The organism is Paenibacillus sp. EB106-06-01-XG199 (assembly GCF_058791575.1).
In genome coordinates, this window is record NZ_JBYTDQ010000004.1 from 335,399 (window position 1) to 354,651 (window position 19,253).

Here is a 19,253-nt window from a genome sequence, read left to right on the forward strand (position 1 = left end):
ACTTCTCAGCCTGTTCTGCGGCTTTGCTGATAAAGCGTTCAAGCGGTTTCTGCAGCGTAAGCCCCAGCAGTAATGCCAGCACGCCGAAAAGCAGCAGAGCCAACGCATCCCGGAGGACCACCTCAGGAAGACCCCCCCAACCGCTTCCCGCAGCAGACTGATCGCATAGGTAAACGGCATAAAAGGATTCAGGATTTGAAAGAAATGCCCTGAAGCTTTTCCCCTGCAGCTCCGCCCCTTTGTCCAGACTGGCCACGGCGATTTTGATGCCGGAGGTGTTGCTGTAGGGGTCCCATACTGCGGCTACATTTACCCAATCATACACAGAGGGCAGCACAATAAGCGCTGCAATCAGCAGCACCGCCACCGGAATCCTGAACAGGTTGCGCCAATCATTTAAATAGATCCACCATATTTCTGCCATCCGCCAGTCACCCCCAAGCCGTTATTTGGATATTTTAATATGTCCCGGCATGAAGCTTTTTACAAATCCGCTGCCGTTTATCACATCTTCGGCAGTTCTGATAGACCTAAGCAAAATTTTTGCAACATTTCTTGCTAATTTACGTTAATAGAGGTACATACCCGTTTGAGAACTATAGCGAAGGGTAAAGAGGTATATAGGCTATTCACAAGCCATATTTAAGCCAAGGGGGAAATGAAAAGATGTTATTGAAAAACTCCAAGTATGTACTGCCTTTGCTGGTCCTGCTGTTTCTTTCCCTTGCAACAACGGCAAGCACAGCAGGAACACGTGCGGAAGCACAAAGCGGCGGGCAGATTCAGCATCTCACAGCGTATATTCACGATCTGCAAATCGTAGACGGCAAGCTGATGCTTAATGCGGACGATATCGAATGGTTTGAAGGCGCGGACGCCAACCGGGTGTTCGCCGACCGGGAGCCGGATGGTGCGGCCGAGCTGGGAGGCGCACCGGACGGATATTATATCGTTAACGACAGTGATTTGCTAACCTCTTATCCGGTAGCCGATAATGCCGGCGTAACCATGCAAATCTATGATCATACCGGAACGATCGAGGATCTGGATATCAACTGGAACGAGGGAATTTCTCTACCTCAGTTCCAGAAGGAATTCACCAAGACCGATATTATCGACTTAAGCCAATTTCCATACCATCTCACGATCGAAGACGGTCAAGTAACTTCAATCGTGCAGCAATATATTCCATAACCGTTGTTATAATCGTACAAATTAAGACGGTGTCGCCATCCGGGCAGACACCGTCTTTTTGGTACGCCTTTTTAGCGCGCGACCCATAGTTTTAAGTTGAGAGTTGCAGTACGTATTCGTTTGCTTTTGAGATTGCTGCATTAAGTTTATCTTGTGGTATTGACCATAAAGTTTGCTGATTTATATATTCCAAAGCTTTTACTGTTATTCTCCATATTATTTAAATAATCTTTACCTCCGCAACAAAGTTACCTTTAAATAATTCCCTATAATAGCCAACAATGCATTTTCTGATAAGACATTTTAGATAACCGTCAATGGAAACAAATAATCAAAATTAATTACCGAAGGACCTTCTAAGAAACTTGTAGTTTGACCACACTTCACCTCTCTCACGTTTACCTCTGGTGAAATGATATTGCATATATTACGCAAAGTTGATACGCTGATATCGAAAATCGATAACAAAAACAAATAATGAGGACGGATTATAGATTATGTATGAGCTTTATAAGAAATAAAATAAGTATGGAGGCAATGATCAGCAATGGACAATGAATTATCACAAAATAAAAGTAAGCCTAGATCGTTAATGGAAGTATTATTGGTCTCCACAAAGCTAGGTTTGACATCCTTCGGCGGTCCCATTGCTCATCTTGGTTATTTTCACAACGAGTATATTAAGCGAAGAAAATGGATGGATGAACGGAGCTACGCCGACTTGGTTGCACTTTGTCAATTTCTTCCTGGACCTGCGAGCAGCCAAGTCGGAATCGGCATTGGGGTCATGCGTGCCGGACTATTGGGAGGATTAGCTGCATGGGTTGGATTTACCCTTCCTTCCGTTATCGCCTTAGTGCTGTTTGCTTTTTTGCTGCAAGGCTTTGATATCGGAAGCGCCGGATGGATCCATGGATTGAAATTAGTCGCGGTGGCAATTGTGGCTCAAGCGATATTAGGTATGGGACAAAAACTTACTCCTGACCGAAATAGAGTAACAATCGCTATATTGGCTGCTGCAATTGCTTTATTATGGCAAACGGCGTTTAGCCAGGTTGCCATTATGATTGTGTCAGGCATAGCGGGTTTGATTCTCTACAAAAATATCAATATTCCTGATCTTCCAAAAGTCCAAGTTCCTATTAAACGTTCGCTCGCTGTAATCTGCCTTGTATTATTTTTCGGCTTATTAATTATATTACCGCTAATAAGAGAAATAACTTCGATTCATTGGTTTGCTTTTTTTGACAGCTTTTATAGGGCTGGATCTCTAGTTTTTGGTGGAGGACACGTTGTCCTTCCTCTTCTCGAAAGAGAAGTAGTACCAACCGGCTGGTTATCAAAGGAGGACTTTCTTGCCGGATATGGTGTTGCCCAAGCTGTGCCAGGACCATTATTTACATTCGCTGCCTACCTGGGAGCCATTATCAATGGTTGGTTAGGGGCTATTGTGGCTACCTTCGCTATATTTTTGCCGGCTTTTTTGTTAGTCGTTGGAGCCTTGCCCTTCTGGGATTCGCTCAGAAGAGTACCGAAGATTCAAGGCGTATTGGTCGGTGTAAATGCTGCCGTGGTAGGCATTTTATTAGCTGCTTTCTATAATCCAATCTGGACAAGTTCAATATTGGCACCTGTTGATTTCGCTCTTGCCTCAATACTTTTTATTATGCTAGTTTTTTGGAAGACACCGCCTTGGATGGTTGTCATTGCAGGAGCTATCGGCGGAATACTCATTAGTTATCTTGAATAAAAATCAGCCGATCCTTTTGGACGGCTGCCGAGTTGTGTTTGTTCAACTAATGTCTCCCGTTAGGGGTAAAGCGACGTGGCTTTGTTTATAATACTCAATAATTGAAGCATGTGGAATTTCGCCTACCTCTCCTACCAAGGTACGAAAAGCCATGCCGTGTCCAGTAATTATCACCTTTTCAAATTCAAGATATTTGTTAATCACCTTCTCCATGCGGTTCTTCAGTAGTTCTTTGGACTCCCAAGGCTTGGTTACCCCAGGAGGATAGACTCCATGATTAGCATCATAATCATCCCCCAGTTCTTTAAGCCTCTCCAATGAATCATATTCAAATGTTAAGTCAGGTTGCCATTCCCTTAAATCGAATTCAACCATTATTTCTAAACCAAGTTCCTTTGATAAAATAGCGGCCGTTTGAAGTGCTCTTGGGTAAGGGGAAGAGACAACAATTTCAGCTTCTTTTAAACGTTCATCCTTTGCTGTCAAATATACTTGGTTAACCCCTTTATTCGTAAGAGGAACCATGTCCCGGCCATGTCCCTTTAATTTGTAATGTTCATTTATGTCCCATAGAGGTTCACCATGGCGAATGAGATAAAATTGCGTCATTAAAAATCCTCCATACATCCGTTTTTTGTATTAATCTATTCGCTCCCTGTACTACGCAATCCTGCCCCTTAACGAAACGAAAGCAACCCGTTTTTACCGGCTGCTTTCATCAGTTTATTGAACAAAGAGTCTCCTTTAGCCAAATCATGGTTCATTTTAAGCTAACACTTCCCCGTTTGTGGAACGATCACACGCGGAAAGCTTCCTCATTTGTGGCCATTCCACGTTAATGCTTCGGTTATGCGCATAAATTCAAAATCCACTAGATAACTACACGATTTCCGGATTTTATAAGTGAATACACCAACAGCAAAGAGTCCAGGTCCCCATTGATATACGGGATTCCTGGACTCTTTGTTGGTTTGCAGTTGCTCAGTTCACAACCTTACTTGCTGCTGTCCTTCACGGGCAGGCCGAAGTTTGGTGTGCCGTCTTCGTTCCAATGCAGCACCTGTGCACGGGTATGACGGTTCGGGTCATAAAGCGGATCGCCGGTAATCTCTTTATAATTGCGGGCATGGTAGATCAACACATCTTCACCTTGTTCATTCACAGTGAAGCTGTTGTGTCCCGGACCGTATTGTCCGTTCTCTTCACTGGTCTTGAACACAGGCTCGGGATGTTTAGTCCAAGATGCAGCATCCAGCAGATCGCTGTCTTCATCGGCATACAGCAGGCCCATGCAGTAATTGTAATCGGTAGCACTGGCCGAGAAGCTCATGAATATGCGGCCGTTACGTCTCAGTACCGCTGCGCCTTCATTTACACTGAAGCCAATCTTCTCCCAGGAATACTCAGGTGTCGCAATCATGGTCTGGGGACCGGTCAAGGTCCAGGGGTTGCTCATTTCGGAAATGTACAGGTTGGAGTTCCCTGGAATTTCAGGGTCCTTCTGCGCCCATACATAATACAGTACTCCCTTGTGCTGGAACGTAGTCGCGTCCAGGGCAAAGGACTCCCAGGCTGTTTTCACCTGGCCTTTCTCTACCCATGTGCCTTCGAGCGGATTGGCCGATTCGTTCTCCAGGGCAAACATACGGTGGTCGAACAAGCCCTCGTTCGTTTCGGTTGTGCGGGCAGCGGCGAAATAAATGTACCATTTCCCGTCAATATAATGAATTTCAGGCGCCCATATATTCGCGCTTAGCGGTCCCGTCTCATATTTCCGCCAGGCTACAACCGGCACGGCTTCAGTAAGTCCTTCAATGGTCTCTGACCGGCGCACCTCGATCCGGTCATATTCCGGCACGGAGGCGGTGAAGTAATAATAGCCATCAGCATGTTTATACACCCATGGATCAGCGCGCTGTTCCACAAGCGGATTGCTGTATTCTCTATTTGTGTTCATAATGGTTTCTCCTTTGATCTGATCAGTAAATATAAAGAATGAATTCGCTGCTTCTCTACTCCAAAGTAAGCACAACTACAGACGCAGGCGGAAGGACACAGTTCAGCAGTCCATCCTCCAAAGCTGCAGCTTCATAGACAGACGGCGCTACCTTGTCTGGCGTCTGGAACGTGTTATGTGCACCAAGCTCCGGATGCGTCAGAATTTGCCCGGTTACCCTGGTTGGTGCTGCGCCACCGATACCAAAGCTGAGAGTTGCACCGTCCTCATGGCTCAAGTTGCAGATTGACACATAGATCTTGCCTTCCCCGTCACGTGAAGCAGATACGCTAAGCTGTGAAATAGTAACCCCGCCGCTGGTGTATTGCGGACTCTCAAAGGCAACCTCGAGCAATTCATTATCCTGATGCACCTTATACATCTCAAACACATGATACGTAGGGGTTAGCAGTAATTTATCGCCTTCGGTCAGGACCAGCGCCTGCAGGACATTTACCATCTGCGCAATATTTGCCATCTGCACCCGGCTGCTGTGATTCTGAAAAATATTGAGATGGATGCCTGCTACCAGCGCATCTCGCAAAGTATTCTGCTGATACAGGAACCCCGGGTTCGTTCCGGGCTCGCTCAAGAACCAGGTCCCCCACTCATCTATAATTAATCCTACCCGCTTCTCCGGGTCATACTGATCCATAATGGCCGAATGTCGGGTAATGAGCTCATCCATATGAAGTGACTTCTGCATCGTTTCGAACCATTCAGCTTCGTCGAACCCGAGCGCCTGGCGTTTCTCTTCCCAACTGCCGGGAATGGTATAGGAATGCAGGCTGAGGCCATCCATGAAACGGCCGGCTTCCCGCATTAATACTTCCGTCCAGTTGTAGTCGTCCACATTCGCTCCACCGGCAATTTTGTACAGCCGGTTATCCCCGTAATTTCTGGAATAGGTCTGATAGCGCCGGTACAGGTCCGCATAATATTCGGGACGCATATTGCCGCCGCAGCCCCAATTCTCATTGCCGACACCGAAGTATTTAAGCTTCCAGGGCTGTTCTCTTCCGTTCTCCCTGCGCCAGTCCGCCATTGGCGATTCGCCGTCAAAGGTCATATACTCGACCCATTCCGACATTTCCTGAACCGTACCGCTGCCTACGTTGCCGCAAATGTACGGTTCGCAATCCAGCAGCTCACACAGGCGGAAAAATTCATGGGTGCCGAAATGATTATTCTCCACTACACCGCCCCAGTGCGTATTAACCATCCGCTTGCGGCCTTCCCTCGGTCCAATTCCGTCTTTCCAGTGATATTCATCGGCAAAACAGCCACCCGGCCAGCGCAGCACCGGAATGTCCAGTTTCTTCAGCGCTTCGATGACGTCATTGCGGATGCCGTCCGTATTGGGAATCGGCGAATCCTCGCCTACCCACAGACCTTCGTAAATGCATCTGCCCAAATGTTCTGCGAAATGCCCATATATATTTTTGTTGATTTTGCTTTTGGGCAGGTCAGCGTGAATCACAAGCTTTGCAGTCATAGTTTCTCTCTCCTTGGCTAATGTTTTTTTATTTAGCCCTTTATCCCTGAATTCAAATTAATCGATTGTACAAAGTATTTCTGGGCGAACACGAACAGCAGCAGCGTAGGAATAATAGCGAGAATCGCCGAACCCATAAGCTGTCCGATCATCCGGTAATTCCCATAAATATCCTGCAGCAACAACAGTCCGGCAGTAACCGGCATTTTGTCAACATCCGTGAATACGATTACCGGCCACAGGAAGTCATTCCAGGATCCGGTGAACGAGAACAGGGCACACACGATCAATACAGGCTTGATCAGCGGCACGATAATCGACATGTAAATTCTGTAATGGCTCGCACCATCGACATGGGCCGATTCGTCGAGTTCCTTCGGAATGCCGTTCATAAACTGTCTGACCAAAAAGATATTCCCCATACCCGCGAGTCCGGGGATTACCATTGCCCAGGAGGTATTAACCCAGCCCAGAGCATCTATAATTTTGTAGGAAGGAATCAGATTCACGACACCCGGGAAGAACGAAATACCGAGCAGGGTGAAAAAGAGCGTGTCTCTGCCTTTAAATTTCATCCGCGAATAGCCGTAACCGGTAATGGAGATTACCACAACCACCAAAAGAGTATGCATTGTGGCAATAAGCAGTGAGTTCATCAGCCAGCGCAAGATTGGTGCGGTAGAGGTGTTTTCCAAAATCGCAATATAGTTGTCAAAAATCCACTCTTTCGGGAACATTCTGAACCCGGAGCTGACCACCTCGGTTTGCGACCGGAAGGAGGTAGTGATTCCGAAGATCACAGGAACGATCCAAATAATGCAGAGAATAATTAAGAAGAGATAGGAGAGATATTTAGAGATACTGATGCCGGAGCCTTTTCTTTTCCCAGCGTTTTGTCCATTAAGAAGCGGACTATTATCCATTTGTTGTGCCGCTTGGTTTGACATACGGGTACACCTGCCTTTTCAATTTCCATTGCTGGTCCATTGTCTTATCGAGTGTTAAGCTGCATTCCGGTTCATCACATAATATTGCAGAGCCGAGATGACCAGGATTATAAGTCCCAGCAACACCGCCATCGCCGATGCCATTCCCGCAATGGATTCCCCGTTGCCGAACGCCAGTTGACGAATATACATCATGAGTACATGCGTGCTCTGCCGTGGTCCGCCGTCGGTCATCATGAGCGGCTGCCCGAATACGTTAAAGGCTCCGGCAGTAGTCATGACAAAGGTATAGATGAGCGGAAAACGAATGGAAGGCAATGTAATACTCGTGAATCTGCGGACAGGTCCTGCCCCGTCTATTTCCGCCGATTCATACAGATCCTGTGCCACACCGCTTATGGAGGCACGGTAAATAATCATATTGCCCCCGACGCCGCCCCAGACTGTAATGATAATAATGATAATCCACGCATATGGCTGATTGGCCGGCCAGGATACGTCTGAGCCGAACACATTCCCCGCCATTCCGAGCTGCTTGTTAAAGAGCAGCAGCCAGATCAGCGCGCCTGCAGATATGGAAATAAGGCCCGGAATGTAGATGATGGACTGGATCAGGCTTTTCCCTTTGACTTTCTTATGTTCCAGTGCAACGGCAACAAGCAGCGGAATCACAATCAACAGCGGAACACTGAGCAGCACAAAAATCAATGTGTTCTTAAGCCCGTTGTTGAATTGGGTATGAAAGGTGGAACTGTTGTCAAACAAAATGGTCTTGTAGTTGTCTAAACCTACCCAGACCGGATCATTCATTAGATTCCATTTGGTAAAGGAAGCGTAAATCCCGTAGATCGTGGGCAGTAAAATAAATACAGCAAATAAGATGACATGTGGACCTACAAAGAAAACAGGCGCCAAATTAAGTTTCTTTTTCATAGGCATTCTTTTCTCCTTTGGCATAAAGCAATGTGCCGTATTCCGGCACATTGCTTTATGCATTCATTTCCGCTTCCTTTTGTTACTTCGCTGCTCCGCTTGTGCCTTCAGCGATTTTATCTTCTACAAATTTCTGCATGGTCTGAAGAGTTTCATCAATATCTACATTGCCGCGGACGATATCTCCGCAATACGTATCCACTGCTTCTGCGATATATGGGTAGTATTCATAAGTGTAGATGTAGAGGGATTCAATCTCTTTCTCATTCGAAGTAAAGAAGGACTGCATGTAATCCTTATACTCAGGGCTCTCAATAACTTTTTTACTTGCTACGGTCTGTCCGGCTTTGGCCCATTCAATGGAATTCTGACGGATGAACTCCAGGAAATTACCGATTCCGGCTACCTTTTCTTCAGATCTGTCTTTATTCTTGAACATGGAGAACAAGTGCGAAGAGGATCTGTTCGTGAACTTGTCAGCCGTGTTGGAATATACGTTGGTTACTCCGAAATTAAGGCCTTCAACTCCGGCATGCGCTGTGGAGCTCCATGTGCCGTCTGTGGAGAACAATACATTGCCCGATTGGAACATCAGGTATCCGTCTTCACCAAACGGTGTCATCAGACCGGCATCGTTGATCTTTTTAACATTTTCAAAAGCTTGCTTCATCACCGGTGTGTTTACAGCAGGTTTTCCGTTCTCCTGGATATCTCCGCCAAGGTTCTGAACTTGCCCGAGGATAACCCAGCCCAGCAGGGCATCGTTGACCACAAAGTCGCCTTCAGCCAATTTGCCTTTCAGCGACAGCATTTCATCTATCGTCACCACATTGTCGTCGAGGAAGGATTCCGCACCATATTTCTTAAGCAAATCTTTATTGTAGTACATAACATTACTGTGAATATCGAGAGGCACTGTATATTGAGTTCCATCTATTGTACCTGTTGACCACGCTTGCGGCAGGTAATTGTCTTGTTTAATTTCAGGCTGAGCTGCTGTTACTGCAGTCATTGGCTCCAGTGTTCCTTGCTTCACATAACCCGGTACACGGTCAGCGTGGATAATGGCCAAGTCAGGCACGCCTTTTCCGGAGTTCAGAACCGTCGAAATTTTGGTATACATATCCGCGGTAATTACATGCTTCACCTTTATCTCTGGATTGGTAGCATTGTAATCTTTAACAAGCTGGTCCATATAGGCACCGTCATCACCGGTCAGCGGCGTCCAGAAGGTTATTGTCTTTGAATCATCCTTCCCGCAGCCTGCCAATACCGTCGATAATGATAGAACAAGTGCTAATGCCGAAAAACCCCACTTTTTCTTCAACACTTTCTCCTCCTAATAATTAAATTAGTAAATCATCTACAAAAATGTTTTTGCAAACAATGAACTCAGTTTGTAGCCTGTCAGGGAACTCCAAAATCCCAAATCAGTTCACCTTGCCTAAACGAATCACATTCCATGAGGCCTTGGACAGCAGAGTCTCTACAAAACCATCCTTGCATTCGGTTCCGGTTGCTTGTCTTGGTTTCACATGCTCTTCCTTGGCTGTATTAACCGCTTTCAGATCCTCATGATGGAGCTCAATATGCTCGATTAACCGGTAGCCCTCAAATCCGCGCACATCGCATTTTAAATGCAGGGCTTCTTCCAAATGCCGGTTAATGGCGAAGATCGTTAGCTCATCGGCTTCCTCATTATACACAAGGGCACTGTCGAGATATGGAACATCGGTATAGTCCTGAGCGTCATATTTCGGCGAATTGACAATCGGCTGAAGCGAAACGCCGCGCCCGTATTTGGAGGTATGCAAGTATGGATAGAAGATTGTCTGCTTCCAGGCTGCTCCACCCGCTTCTGTCATAATGGGTGCAATTACATTTACAAGCTGTGCCAGACAAGCCATCTTCACACGGTCCGCATGTCTGAGGAAGGTAATAAGCATACTGCCGATCAGCAGGGCATCTTCAAAATTATAATGATCCTCAAGCTGCGGCGGACCTACTGTCCAAGGCTCAATCTTCGTATCCGACTCATTGGAGTGGTACCAGACATTCCATTCGTCAAAACTGAGATACATCGTTTTCTTGCTGCGCTTCTTGGCTTTGATGTAATCACAGGTGGCCGTTACGGTGCGGATGAAATGCTCCAGGTCCATGCTGCGTGCCAGGAAATTGGCAGAATCGTTGTCCCGGTTCCCATAATATTGATGAAGGGAAACATAATCGGCTACTTCATAAGTATGTTCTAAAGTTACCGCTTCCCATTCCGGGAAGGTCGGCATCGCTGAGCTTGAGCTTCCACAGGAAACCAGCTCAATATCCGGATCTATCAAGCGCATCGCCTTGCCGGTTTCATAAGCCAGCCTGCCATATTCTACAGCTGTCTTCTGGCCGATCTGCCAGGGTCCATCCATTTCATTGCCGAGGCACCAGGTTCTGATCTTATGCGGCTGCTCCACACCATGATTGCGGCGCAAATCACTCCAGTAGGTTCCGCCGGGATGATTGCAGTACTCCAGCAAGTTACGTGCGGCATCAATACCTCTCGTACCCAAATTGACAGCCATCATCACCTCTGAGCCTACTTCCTTGGCCCAGCTCATGAATTCATTCGTACCTACCTCATTAGGTTCAATAGTTCTCCAGGCCAGCTCCAGCCGCTTCGGACGCTGTTCTACAGGACCTACGCCATCTTCCCAATTGTAGCCGGATACAAAATTCCCTCCGGGATAACGGATAATCGGTACACCCAGTTCCTTGACCAGTGATTTCACATCACCTCTGAAGCCACGAGAATTGGAGCTGGGATGACCAGGCTCATAAATTCCGCCATATACTGCACGGCCTAAATGTTCAATAAAGGAGCCGTAAATCCGTTTATCCACTTCAGCGATAACAAAGGACTTATCGGCGATAAGCGTCGCTCTTAGTGTGTCTGCCGACAATCTCATCACTTCCATTTCACATTTTTATTAATTAATTAAAAAACATTTGAATGTATTCGCTTACAGATATAAAATAACATATATAAGCCCTCATGTAAACATAAAAGTATAAACCTTTTTATATGTATCCAAAATAAAATCAATTAAAGGCTACTTTCAGAAAATAATAGGTCTTTTTCATCTTATATCACTAAAGTACCTTTATGAATATGTGAATCAAAGGACTAATTAGCTTAAAAAATGACTTAAATTTAATTGTATTACACAAATAAAGGAAGAAGTCTTTCCTTTTTACCTCAATTAGTTTATAATTTTATAAAATAGTCTTTCATGACGTCCGCGGAGGAAGGTATTGTACAATGATTTATATTAAAGATTTAATGAGTGGCATTGATATTTTCAAGGCACTGAGCTCCGAGATTCGCATCCAGATCCTTGAGCTGCTTGCCACCAATCAAGCACTTAACCTGAATGAAATCGCCAAGAAGCTGAATCTCAGCAATGGCGCCATCACGATGCATATCAAGAAGCTGGAAGAAAGCGGCCTGATCGAAATTAATACTTCTGTAGGCAAACATGGCATTCAGAAAGTCTGTTACCTTAATAAAGATAAGCTGATGGTTGATCTCCGCAGCAAGGATGTCGACAACCTGTATGAAGTTGAGATTCAGGTTGGCCATTACAGCAACTATCAGGCTGTTCCTACCTGCGGGCTGGCCACCAAGGACAGCATTATCGGTGACTTCGACGAGCCGCGCTATTTCGCAGATCCCCAACGGATTGATTCGGAGATTATCTGGATGGCTGAAGGATTCCTGGAATACCGCATTCCGAACTATCTTAAGGCCAATCAGACCTTCCGTGAAATTCAGTTCTCCATGGAAATTGGCTCAGAGGCCCCCGGTTTCAGCGATAACTATCCTTCAGACCTCTACTTTTATGTAAACGGCATCGAAATCGGTTACTGGACCAGTCCCGGAGACTTCGGGGATCAGCGCGGTACCTTTAATCCAGACTGGTGGCCTCCTCACCTGAATCAATACGGGATGCTCAAGCTGATCCGGATTAACAATGAAGGAAGCTTTATCGACGGCTGCCGCATTTCGGATATTACCCTTGATGATATTAAGCTGGACTACAAAAGCGAGCTGACCTTCCGCATTGCCGTTACCGACAAGCCGGTCAACAAACGCGGACTGACCATTTACGGCAAGCATTTCGGCAATTACAGCCAGGATCTGATGGCCCGCGTGCTTTATAATGTACATGAGGTTGAAGAAGTTGGCAGCTGTGTTTCCATGACAACAAGCGAGTAAGCACATAAGGACCATCCCCGGCGGCTAGCCAGAAGATGGTCTTTTTTTATGTCTATGTGAGCATTTTTTGCCTGTATAATTGTTATCGGCTTAACCCACACTAACCGATGTCTCCCATACCACCGAGAAGGAGTGTTTCATATGCGTGAAGGTCTGATCCCTGCCGTTCTTGGTACCGTAGTTTCCGCTTCCGGCGCAGCTTTTCTGGGAAGCAAATACAAGCTGGCCGCAACCGGCGTGCTTGGCTTTGGTCTGGCGCATATTGTCTTAGGCGCGATCGATTTGTTTGAGCACCGGTAAAAGGTTGGAAGATGCCGGCCCTTGCTTATGTACGGGCCGGTTCCTTATAGGAACAACCGGATTTAGCGCAAAAAGGCCCTCACCCTCCGGGCAAGGACCCACATAAGCATATGGTTTATTTCACTGCTACATAAAACAGCCGCTGGGCACTGTCATCCGCCTCTACCCATTCGAAGTCGGCATAGGTCTTCACATCACTGAACCCGGCTTTCAGCAGTTCCGCTGTCATCCACTCCGGATCATAAGCCCGCTGCACATGAGTCTCCTCAAAGCGGCGGTACAGATTACCCCGTTCCTCTTCACGAACAAAGATAGACAGATGATGCTCAATTTCCCGCCGCGGCACATCCAGCTCACTGGTCCAAATATACGATATGGAGGGCTCATTCATGAAAAAGGGCTGCTCTTCCTCGTAACGGATCAATGTATTGGGATGATGCACGTCAAACAGAAAGGTTCCTCCCGGCTTAAGACCGGCAAAGGTACTGGCGAAAACCGCTTGAACGTCCTGCTCTTCCAGCACATAGTTGAGGCAATCACAGAAAGAAATAACGGATTCCACCGGTTCCGGCAGCTCCCATTCCTTCATATTTTGCCTTACCCAGCGCACACTGCCCTCCCGCAGGAACCTGCGGCCCTGCGGATGCTCCTCCAGCTTCTTTTGCGCCACAGACAGCATGTCAGAAGAGAGATCAATGCCCGTCATATGATACCCTGATGCGGCAAGCGGAATGGTAATGCTGCCGGTTCCGCAGCCGAGTTCGGCCACGGTGAGCGGCTTTCCGTGCAGCTTCCAGGCGGTTTCCGCAAACTCCAGCCAATCCGGATATGGCATATCGGCCATAAGCTCGTCGTATACATATGCAAATTTCCCATAGGAAGACACTGCGCACACCGCTTTCTATAATTACCTGTAATCAAATACTGTCATAACCGCTTATTTCTCCGTTGTTCCTTCATCGCCCTGATTCTCATCCGGAGCTGTGTCTTCCTTGCCTGCAAGGTAGGTCCAATTCTCCTTCTGGGTAATAAGGCCTTCCTTCATCAGCTTGCCCATCGCCCGTTTGAAGGCCGACTTGCTGATGCCGAAGCGCTGCTTGATAATATCCGGAGGCGTAGAATCCGAATACGGCATGGCACCGCCCGGGCGGGAATTCAGAAAGTCCAGCAAGGCAGCGGAATCCACATCACGTCCCACTTCCTTGCGGTGGGTCATGGAAAGGTTGACCCGGCCATCCTCGCGGATATGTGAGACCCGGGCTTCAAACTGCTCGCCCAGACGCAGCAGACGGCTGCGTTCCGAGGAATGAACCATTCCGATAATGCCGAAGCCCAACACTCCGCCGTCCACAAGCACGAAGGTGCCCATTTGCAGCGGCTTGTACACTCTTGCGGTTACCATTTGCCCCATCCATGAGGTTGGCGCAGGAAGCGCCAGCGGAGCAAGCTCCTGTTCACCGGCCAGCTTGGCGCGGAGACGCCCCTGTTTGTCGTGCTCCATCATAACAAATACTTTGTCACCAACCTGAGGGCGCAGCTCGATCAGTTCAGGAAGCTCGCGGATCGGCAGCAGAAGCTGGCGTCCAAGTCCCATTTCCAGAAAGCAGCCAAGACGGGGATGAATATCCGCGACTTCCAGCAGTGCCATTTCACCAAGTGTCAGAAAAGGCTTCTTCATTGTTGCCGCAAGCCGGTCTTCCGTATCGAAGAAGATGAATACTTCCACTTTATCGCCCGACTTGGGCTTGCTGCCAACCAGCTCCGTATAATGCAGCATAACATCCTGATCACCGGCACCCAGGAAGTAGCCGTAAGGCGATACTTCCCGGAGTACATCCAGTTTAACTACAGTTCCGGCAATCAGACTCATACGTTCTCCACAATCTTGGCGTCAGACCACAGGCGCTCAATGTTGTAATATTCGCGTTCATCGCGGTGGAACACATGCACAACAACATCACCAAGATCCATCAGCACCCAGCGTGCCGCGTCCATACCTTCGATTCCGCGGATCATACCGCCTGCTTCATGAACAACCTTGCGTACTTCGGTGGCAATCGCTTGCACCTGGGTATCGGAATTACCATGACAGATCACAAAATAATCACTGATTGGGGAAACATTGCGCAGATCCAACGCAACAACATTCATCGCTTTTTTATCTTCCACAGCTTTTAAAGTCAGTTCCAGCAGCTTGCTTGATTGTACACTCATTATTTATCCTCCAGTATTCTTACTAGATCATTACGCGCCAGCACCGTTAACGGAAACACAATCCGGCGTTTCTGCAGCAGCAGGCTGATCGTCGAATCAAATCCGGCTATCAGCCCTTCCTCCAGACTTACTTTGGAAAGCCTGCGTATTTCGTCCACACCGGGAAAATCCCGTCCGGGCTCGATATAATCGGCCAGACAGACAATCTTCTCGAGCAGGCTCATGCCTTCACGGCCCGAAGTATGATAGCGTATGGCTCCCAGCACTTCGGCATCGGTAATTTCATAATCCCGTTCCGCTACAAATGCCCCCACTTCCGCATGCCACAGCTGCTTATCGTAGGATAACAGCTCGGAGGGCAGACCATTCTGCTCTATAATTTCCTTCATTCTCTCCACAGGCCAATATTTGGCTACATCATGCAGAATCGCTGCTGTCTCCGCACGGGCAGGATCAGCTCCATAGCGCTCAGCCAGCTTCACTGAGGATTCCATTACGCCAAGGGTATGCTGCCAGCGCTTATCTGGCATCTGCGAAGAGACCGCTTCAATCAGCGCTTCCCGGCTGTAGGCCATACAATCCACTCCTTTGCACATAATCGAAAACCTTGTCCGGTACCATATAACGGATTGATTTTCCTTCAGCGGAGCGCGCCCGGAGCATCGTGGACGAAATATCCACCAGCGGCATGTCCGCCAGCAGCACCTTGTCAGCGATATAGCCGGGCAGCGCTGCCAGATCCAGCGGAGTGCCCGGACGGCCCACACCGATAAAGGCCAGACGCTGCACAAGTTCTTCAATCCCCTGCCATTTCGGCAAATATTGCACCATATCCGCACCAATGATGAAATAAAACTCATGGTCCGGGTATTCCTGCTGCAAGCTGCGCACGGTCTCGAGTGTATAGGAAACGCCGCCTCTGAGGACTTCCCAATCCAGCGTGCGGAAAGACTCATTGTCCTCGACCGCACACTGCACCATCGCCAGCCGGTCTGTACCCGAAGCTCCGGCTTCATGCTTATGGGGCGGGATATGCGAAGGCATAAACCAGACCTCTTCCAGCAAATAGGTGTCCCTCGCAGCTTCCGCCGCCATCATATGTCCTATGTGAAGAGGATCAAAGGTTCCTCCCATTATTCCAATTTTCAAGAGAGGCCTACCTCCTCTTATCTTCCTGCGAAATGACTCCATGTGACTGCAAGACAGCCGCAAGGCGCAGCTTGCCTAGCGTGGAAGCTCAATCGTTTTGTTGTCGCGTGACTCTTTGTAAAGAACGATGGTCTTGCCGATAACCTGCACCAGCTCGGAGCCGGACTGCTCAGCCAGAGCAGCACCGATTTCCTTCGGGTCATCCGCATTATTGTTAAGCACGCTGATCTTCATCAGCTCGCGTTTTTCAATAGCTTCTTCTATGTGACGGACCAGGTGGTCGTTCACACCGCCTTTGCCGACCTGAAAGACAGCGTCAAGATGATGAGCCAAAGAGCGGAGATAGCGTTTTTGTTTTCCAGTTAACATAAATGAACAAACCCCTTAATTAACATATATTATTACCCTAAACTTGCGGATCTATTTCACTGGCACTGCCGCCGAGGCAGTCGATAATCGTCTGCCGCATAATATCCACGGGTGCAGCCTTCCCTGTCCAATACTCCAGCGCATAGGCTCCCTGATATACGAACATTCCCAGCCCCCCATGGATTGTGCAGCCCCGATTCAAGCCCTCGAGCAGCAGCCGGGTACGCAGCGGATTGTAGATAAGATCACTTACGACCATTCCTTCACGCAGCAGTCCGGGATCCATCGGCAGGTCATCCGGATGAGGATACATTCCAACAGATGTGGTATTGATTACAATATCCGCATCCTTAGCCGCTTCCGTGATTTCATCCATGCCCACTCCGGCAACCTTGCCCCGGCCCTGGAATAATGCCGCCAGTTCCCCGGCCTTCCCGGCAGTACGGTTAGCGATCTTAACCGAATATGGCTTTTCGGACAGCAGAGCGCTGACAATCCCTCTCGCCGCGCCCCCGGCACCGATTACCAGAATACGGGTTCCGGACAGATCGGGAACAGCTTCCGCCTTCAGCGAACGGACATAACCGATGCCGTCCGTATTGAATCCGGTAAGTACCCCGTTGTCATTGACAATTGTATTCACTGCACCTACAGCAACCGCACTTTCATCCAGCTTGTCCAGATACTCCATCACCGCAACCTTATGCGGTATGGTTACGTTGACTCCGCGAAAGCCGAGGATCTTGATGGCCTGCACCGCATCGCCAAGCTGATCTCCGGTAATATGCAAGGGGACATAAGCCCCTTGTATGCCCAGCGCTTTCAGCGCGGCCCCGTGCATGATCGGGGATTTAGACTGGGCAATCGGATCACCCATAACCCCCAGCAGCAGATCCGTATTTCTGTCATTTCCGTTTGCACTTGTCACAGGCAATCCCCCACCCTTCGTCAGATCAGCGAAGGGCGGGTAACCACCTTCACGCCGCGCGGAACGTGAACGGCCACAACGGCACCTTCGGTTCCGTTCACCTTGATCCAGCCCAAGCCGGAGATGAACAGATCGGTCTGGCTGCCCCGGCTGATTCGGAATTCATGACGCTGCCACTGCGGCAGCTTGTCCATGTCGGCAGTTACCGGTGGAGCCAGCATCACACCACGGTGATCCTGATACAGGGAATCCGCACGTTCCAGCTTCGTACGGTGAATCTTGAGCGTAGTGCTGATGAAGCAGGTGAAGGATTGCCGGGCACCCTGAATGAAATCAAAACGCCCCAGACCGCCGAAGAACAGCGTCTGGCCTTCATTCAGCTGATATACCGCAGGTTTGAGCGGATTTTCCGGCATAACGGCACCGAGGTCCTTGCGCTCCACCAGTTCACTGTACCGCCAAGGATATACAATTCCCGGAGTATCAATGATATAGTGGCCGTCATCCAGCGGGATTTTGACCGTATCGAGAGTCGTTCCCGGATAACGCGAGGTCGTCAGTTCCTGCTCGAGATCGCTGTAATCGGAAATAAGCCGGTTAATTAGCGTGGATTTGCCTACGTTGGTTGCCCCAACGACATAGACATCACGCTGTCCGCGAAGCTCATTCACTGCTTCCAGCAAACGTTCGAACCCTTGATTGCGCTTCGCGCTGCAGAGTATAATCTCCGCAGTCCGCAGTCCATGCTCCTTGCAGCGCTGCTGCATCCAGTTACGCAGCTTGTTCCAGTTCGTTACCTTGGGCAGCAAATCACATTTGTTCACTGCAAGAATAACCGGATTATTGCCGACAAAACGCTGCAGGCCGGAAATCAGGCTGCCTTCGAAATCGAAGAGATCGACAATATGCACAACAAGCGCGTTCTTCTCGCCCACTCCGCTGAGCAGGTGAAGAAATTCATCCTGGTCGACGGATACCGAAGAAGCTTCATTATAGTTTTTGATGCGGAAACAGCGCTGGCAGATAACCGGTTCCCGTTCAAATGCAACCTCCGGAATATAACCCGGGAGATCCTTCTTTTCGGTCTGCAGCTTAATGCCGCAGCCGCTGCATTTTACAGGGCGCTGTGTTTCATTCTGTTGATTCATTGGGGTTTATCCTCCTCATGCCACAATCCTTGCTTGCGAAGCCGTGTCAGGGCAATCTGCTCGATCCGGCGGTTAATTCTAGTTCCAATACCTTCATCCTTCACGGAGATGGGCAGCACCAGTACCGTATACAGGCCGAGCCGGTTGCCGCCGAATACATCCGTAAGCATCTGATCGCCAACTACGATCGTCTGTTCCGGCTTCAGATCCATCAGCTTCATCGCCTTCACGAAAGGCGTATTGATCGGCTTGCGGGCCTGATGTACAAATTCAATATTAAGCGGCGTTGCAAAGCGTGACACCCGGTCCATGTTATTGTTCGACACAATGATCAGCTTGAAGCCCAGCTCTTTCACCTTCTCGAACCATAACAGCAGCTCCGGAGTGGCCAGAGGCGCTTTGGCGCCGACTAGCGTGTTATCCAGATCCGTAATGATACCACGGTATCCCCGGCTGTACAGCTCTTCCAGCCCAATATCAAATACCGTATTCACCCGGAGTTTTGGAACCAACCTTTCAAACAATACGTTCACCTCGATTTCATACGAAAAACTATATCATACTCT

At 48.4% G+C, this 19,253-nt stretch carries 20 protein-coding genes and 1 pseudogene; 4 read left to right on the forward strand and 17 right to left on the reverse strand.

Annotated elements, in window-relative coordinates; all coding sequences use genetic code 11:
• Positions 1-226: 226 nt before the first annotated feature.
• A pseudogene (locus AC3WT9_RS16610) lies at positions 227-424 on the reverse strand (YhgE/Pip domain-containing protein); the annotation flags it as partial.
• 242 nt (positions 425-666) lie between these two features.
• On the opposite strand from AC3WT9_RS16610, the gene AC3WT9_RS16615 reads away from it, so the two are divergent.
• Positions 667-1,194, forward strand: coding sequence for a hypothetical protein (locus tag AC3WT9_RS16615; protein WP_341377739.1), 528 nt, complete (start codon positions 667-669; stop codon positions 1,192-1,194).
• Between the two features lie 547 nt (positions 1,195-1,741).
• Entirely contained in the window at positions 1,742-2,944 is a 1,203-nt protein-coding gene (locus AC3WT9_RS16620) for a chromate transporter (RefSeq protein ID WP_341377737.1), read from the forward strand.
• A gap of 42 nt (positions 2,945-2,986) precedes the next feature.
• Here the strand turns inward: AC3WT9_RS16620 and AC3WT9_RS16625 are convergent, their stop codons facing one another.
• The 7 genes from AC3WT9_RS16625 to arfA form a co-directional block, all read right to left on the reverse strand.
• The gene (locus AC3WT9_RS16625; protein ID WP_341091004.1) at positions 2,987-3,553 is read right to left on the reverse strand and encodes a histidine phosphatase family protein; all 567 of its coding nucleotides are present in this window, start codon (positions 3,551-3,553) and stop codon (positions 2,987-2,989) included.
• Between the two features lie 385 nt (positions 3,554-3,938).
• Positions 3,939-4,901 carry a glycoside hydrolase family 43 protein gene (locus tag AC3WT9_RS16630; RefSeq protein WP_076110527.1) on the reverse strand — a complete coding sequence of 321 codons (963 nt, stop codon included), beginning with the start codon at positions 4,899-4,901 and terminating at the stop codon, positions 3,939-3,941.
• A 55-nt stretch (positions 4,902-4,956) separates the two neighbouring features.
• Positions 4,957-6,435 (reverse strand): alpha-N-arabinofuranosidase, encoded by a 1,479-nt coding sequence (locus AC3WT9_RS16635; RefSeq protein ID WP_341377736.1) that lies wholly within the window; start codon positions 6,433-6,435, stop codon positions 4,957-4,959.
• Between the two features lie 32 nt (positions 6,436-6,467).
• On the reverse strand, positions 6,468-7,358 hold the full coding sequence (locus AC3WT9_RS16640; protein ID WP_144024305.1) for a carbohydrate ABC transporter permease: 891 nt from the start codon (positions 7,356-7,358) through the stop codon (positions 6,468-6,470).
• 78 nt (positions 7,359-7,436) lie between these two features.
• Complete coding sequence (locus tag AC3WT9_RS16645; RefSeq protein WP_038587920.1) at positions 7,437-8,315, reverse strand: carbohydrate ABC transporter permease; 879 nt, start codon at positions 8,313-8,315, stop codon at positions 7,437-7,439.
• A gap of 82 nt (positions 8,316-8,397) precedes the next feature.
• A complete protein-coding gene (locus tag AC3WT9_RS16650) occupies positions 8,398-9,645 on the reverse strand; it encodes an extracellular solute-binding protein (protein WP_445744957.1) in 1,248 nt (415 codons plus the stop codon).
• A gap of 100 nt (positions 9,646-9,745) precedes the next feature.
• Positions 9,746-11,263: an arabinosylfuranosidase ArfA gene (arfA, locus tag AC3WT9_RS16655; RefSeq protein ID WP_492407752.1), complete on the reverse strand. Its 1,518-nt coding sequence runs from the start codon at positions 11,261-11,263 to the stop codon at positions 9,746-9,748.
• A 359-nt stretch (positions 11,264-11,622) separates the two neighbouring features.
• Here arfA and AC3WT9_RS16660 point away from each other — a divergent pair, with 359 nt between their 5' ends.
• Complete coding sequence (locus AC3WT9_RS16660; protein WP_341090997.1) at positions 11,623-12,579, forward strand: ArsR/SmtB family transcription factor; 957 nt, start codon at positions 11,623-11,625, stop codon at positions 12,577-12,579.
• Positions 12,580-12,720: 141 nt separating this feature from the next.
• Entirely contained in the window at positions 12,721-12,879 is a 159-nt protein-coding gene (locus AC3WT9_RS16665) for a hypothetical protein (RefSeq protein WP_038587909.1), read from the forward strand.
• A 115-nt stretch (positions 12,880-12,994) separates the two neighbouring features.
• On the opposite strand, the gene AC3WT9_RS16670 is transcribed toward AC3WT9_RS16665, so the two are convergent.
• The 9 genes from AC3WT9_RS16670 to AC3WT9_RS16710 all read right to left on the reverse strand — a co-directional run bounded on the left by AC3WT9_RS16670 (position 12,995) and on the right by AC3WT9_RS16710 (position 19,211).
• On the reverse strand, positions 12,995-13,765 hold the full coding sequence (locus AC3WT9_RS16670; RefSeq protein WP_492407753.1) for a class I SAM-dependent DNA methyltransferase: 771 nt from the start codon (positions 13,763-13,765) through the stop codon (positions 12,995-12,997).
• A gap of 51 nt (positions 13,766-13,816) precedes the next feature.
• A complete protein-coding gene (locus AC3WT9_RS16675) occupies positions 13,817-14,749 on the reverse strand; it encodes a CvfB family protein (RefSeq protein ID WP_492407754.1) in 933 nt (310 codons plus the stop codon).
• Positions 14,746-15,093 (reverse strand): ribosome silencing factor, encoded by a 348-nt coding sequence (rsfS, locus tag AC3WT9_RS16680; protein WP_038587902.1) that lies wholly within the window; start codon positions 15,091-15,093, stop codon positions 14,746-14,748. The genes AC3WT9_RS16675 and rsfS overlap by 4 nt, the downstream gene beginning before the upstream one ends.
• Positions 15,093-15,668: a bis(5'-nucleosyl)-tetraphosphatase (symmetrical) YqeK gene (gene yqeK, locus AC3WT9_RS16685; protein ID WP_076110520.1), complete on the reverse strand. Its 576-nt coding sequence runs from the start codon at positions 15,666-15,668 to the stop codon at positions 15,093-15,095. Before yqeK ends, rsfS begins: the two co-directional genes overlap by 1 nt.
• Positions 15,640-16,242 (reverse strand): nicotinate-nucleotide adenylyltransferase, encoded by a 603-nt coding sequence (locus tag AC3WT9_RS16690; protein WP_341090993.1) that lies wholly within the window; start codon positions 16,240-16,242, stop codon positions 15,640-15,642. The genes yqeK and AC3WT9_RS16690 overlap by 29 nt, the downstream gene beginning before the upstream one ends.
• 75 nt (positions 16,243-16,317) lie before the next feature.
• Positions 16,318-16,611 carry a ribosome assembly RNA-binding protein YhbY gene (gene yhbY, locus AC3WT9_RS16695; RefSeq protein WP_038587894.1) on the reverse strand — a complete coding sequence of 98 codons (294 nt, stop codon included), beginning with the start codon at positions 16,609-16,611 and terminating at the stop codon, positions 16,318-16,320.
• A 37-nt stretch (positions 16,612-16,648) separates the two neighbouring features.
• Positions 16,649-17,539: a shikimate dehydrogenase gene (gene aroE / locus AC3WT9_RS16700; RefSeq protein ID WP_341377733.1), complete on the reverse strand. Its 891-nt coding sequence runs from the start codon at positions 17,537-17,539 to the stop codon at positions 16,649-16,651.
• 20 nt (positions 17,540-17,559) lie between these two features.
• Positions 17,560-18,687 (reverse strand): ribosome biogenesis GTPase YqeH, encoded by a 1,128-nt coding sequence (gene yqeH, locus AC3WT9_RS16705; protein WP_038587889.1) that lies wholly within the window; start codon positions 18,685-18,687, stop codon positions 17,560-17,562.
• Positions 18,684-19,211 (reverse strand): YqeG family HAD IIIA-type phosphatase, encoded by a 528-nt coding sequence (locus tag AC3WT9_RS16710; RefSeq protein ID WP_038587886.1) that lies wholly within the window; start codon positions 19,209-19,211, stop codon positions 18,684-18,686. Before AC3WT9_RS16710 ends, yqeH begins: the two co-directional genes overlap by 4 nt.
• Positions 19,212-19,253: the final 42 nt, after the last annotated feature.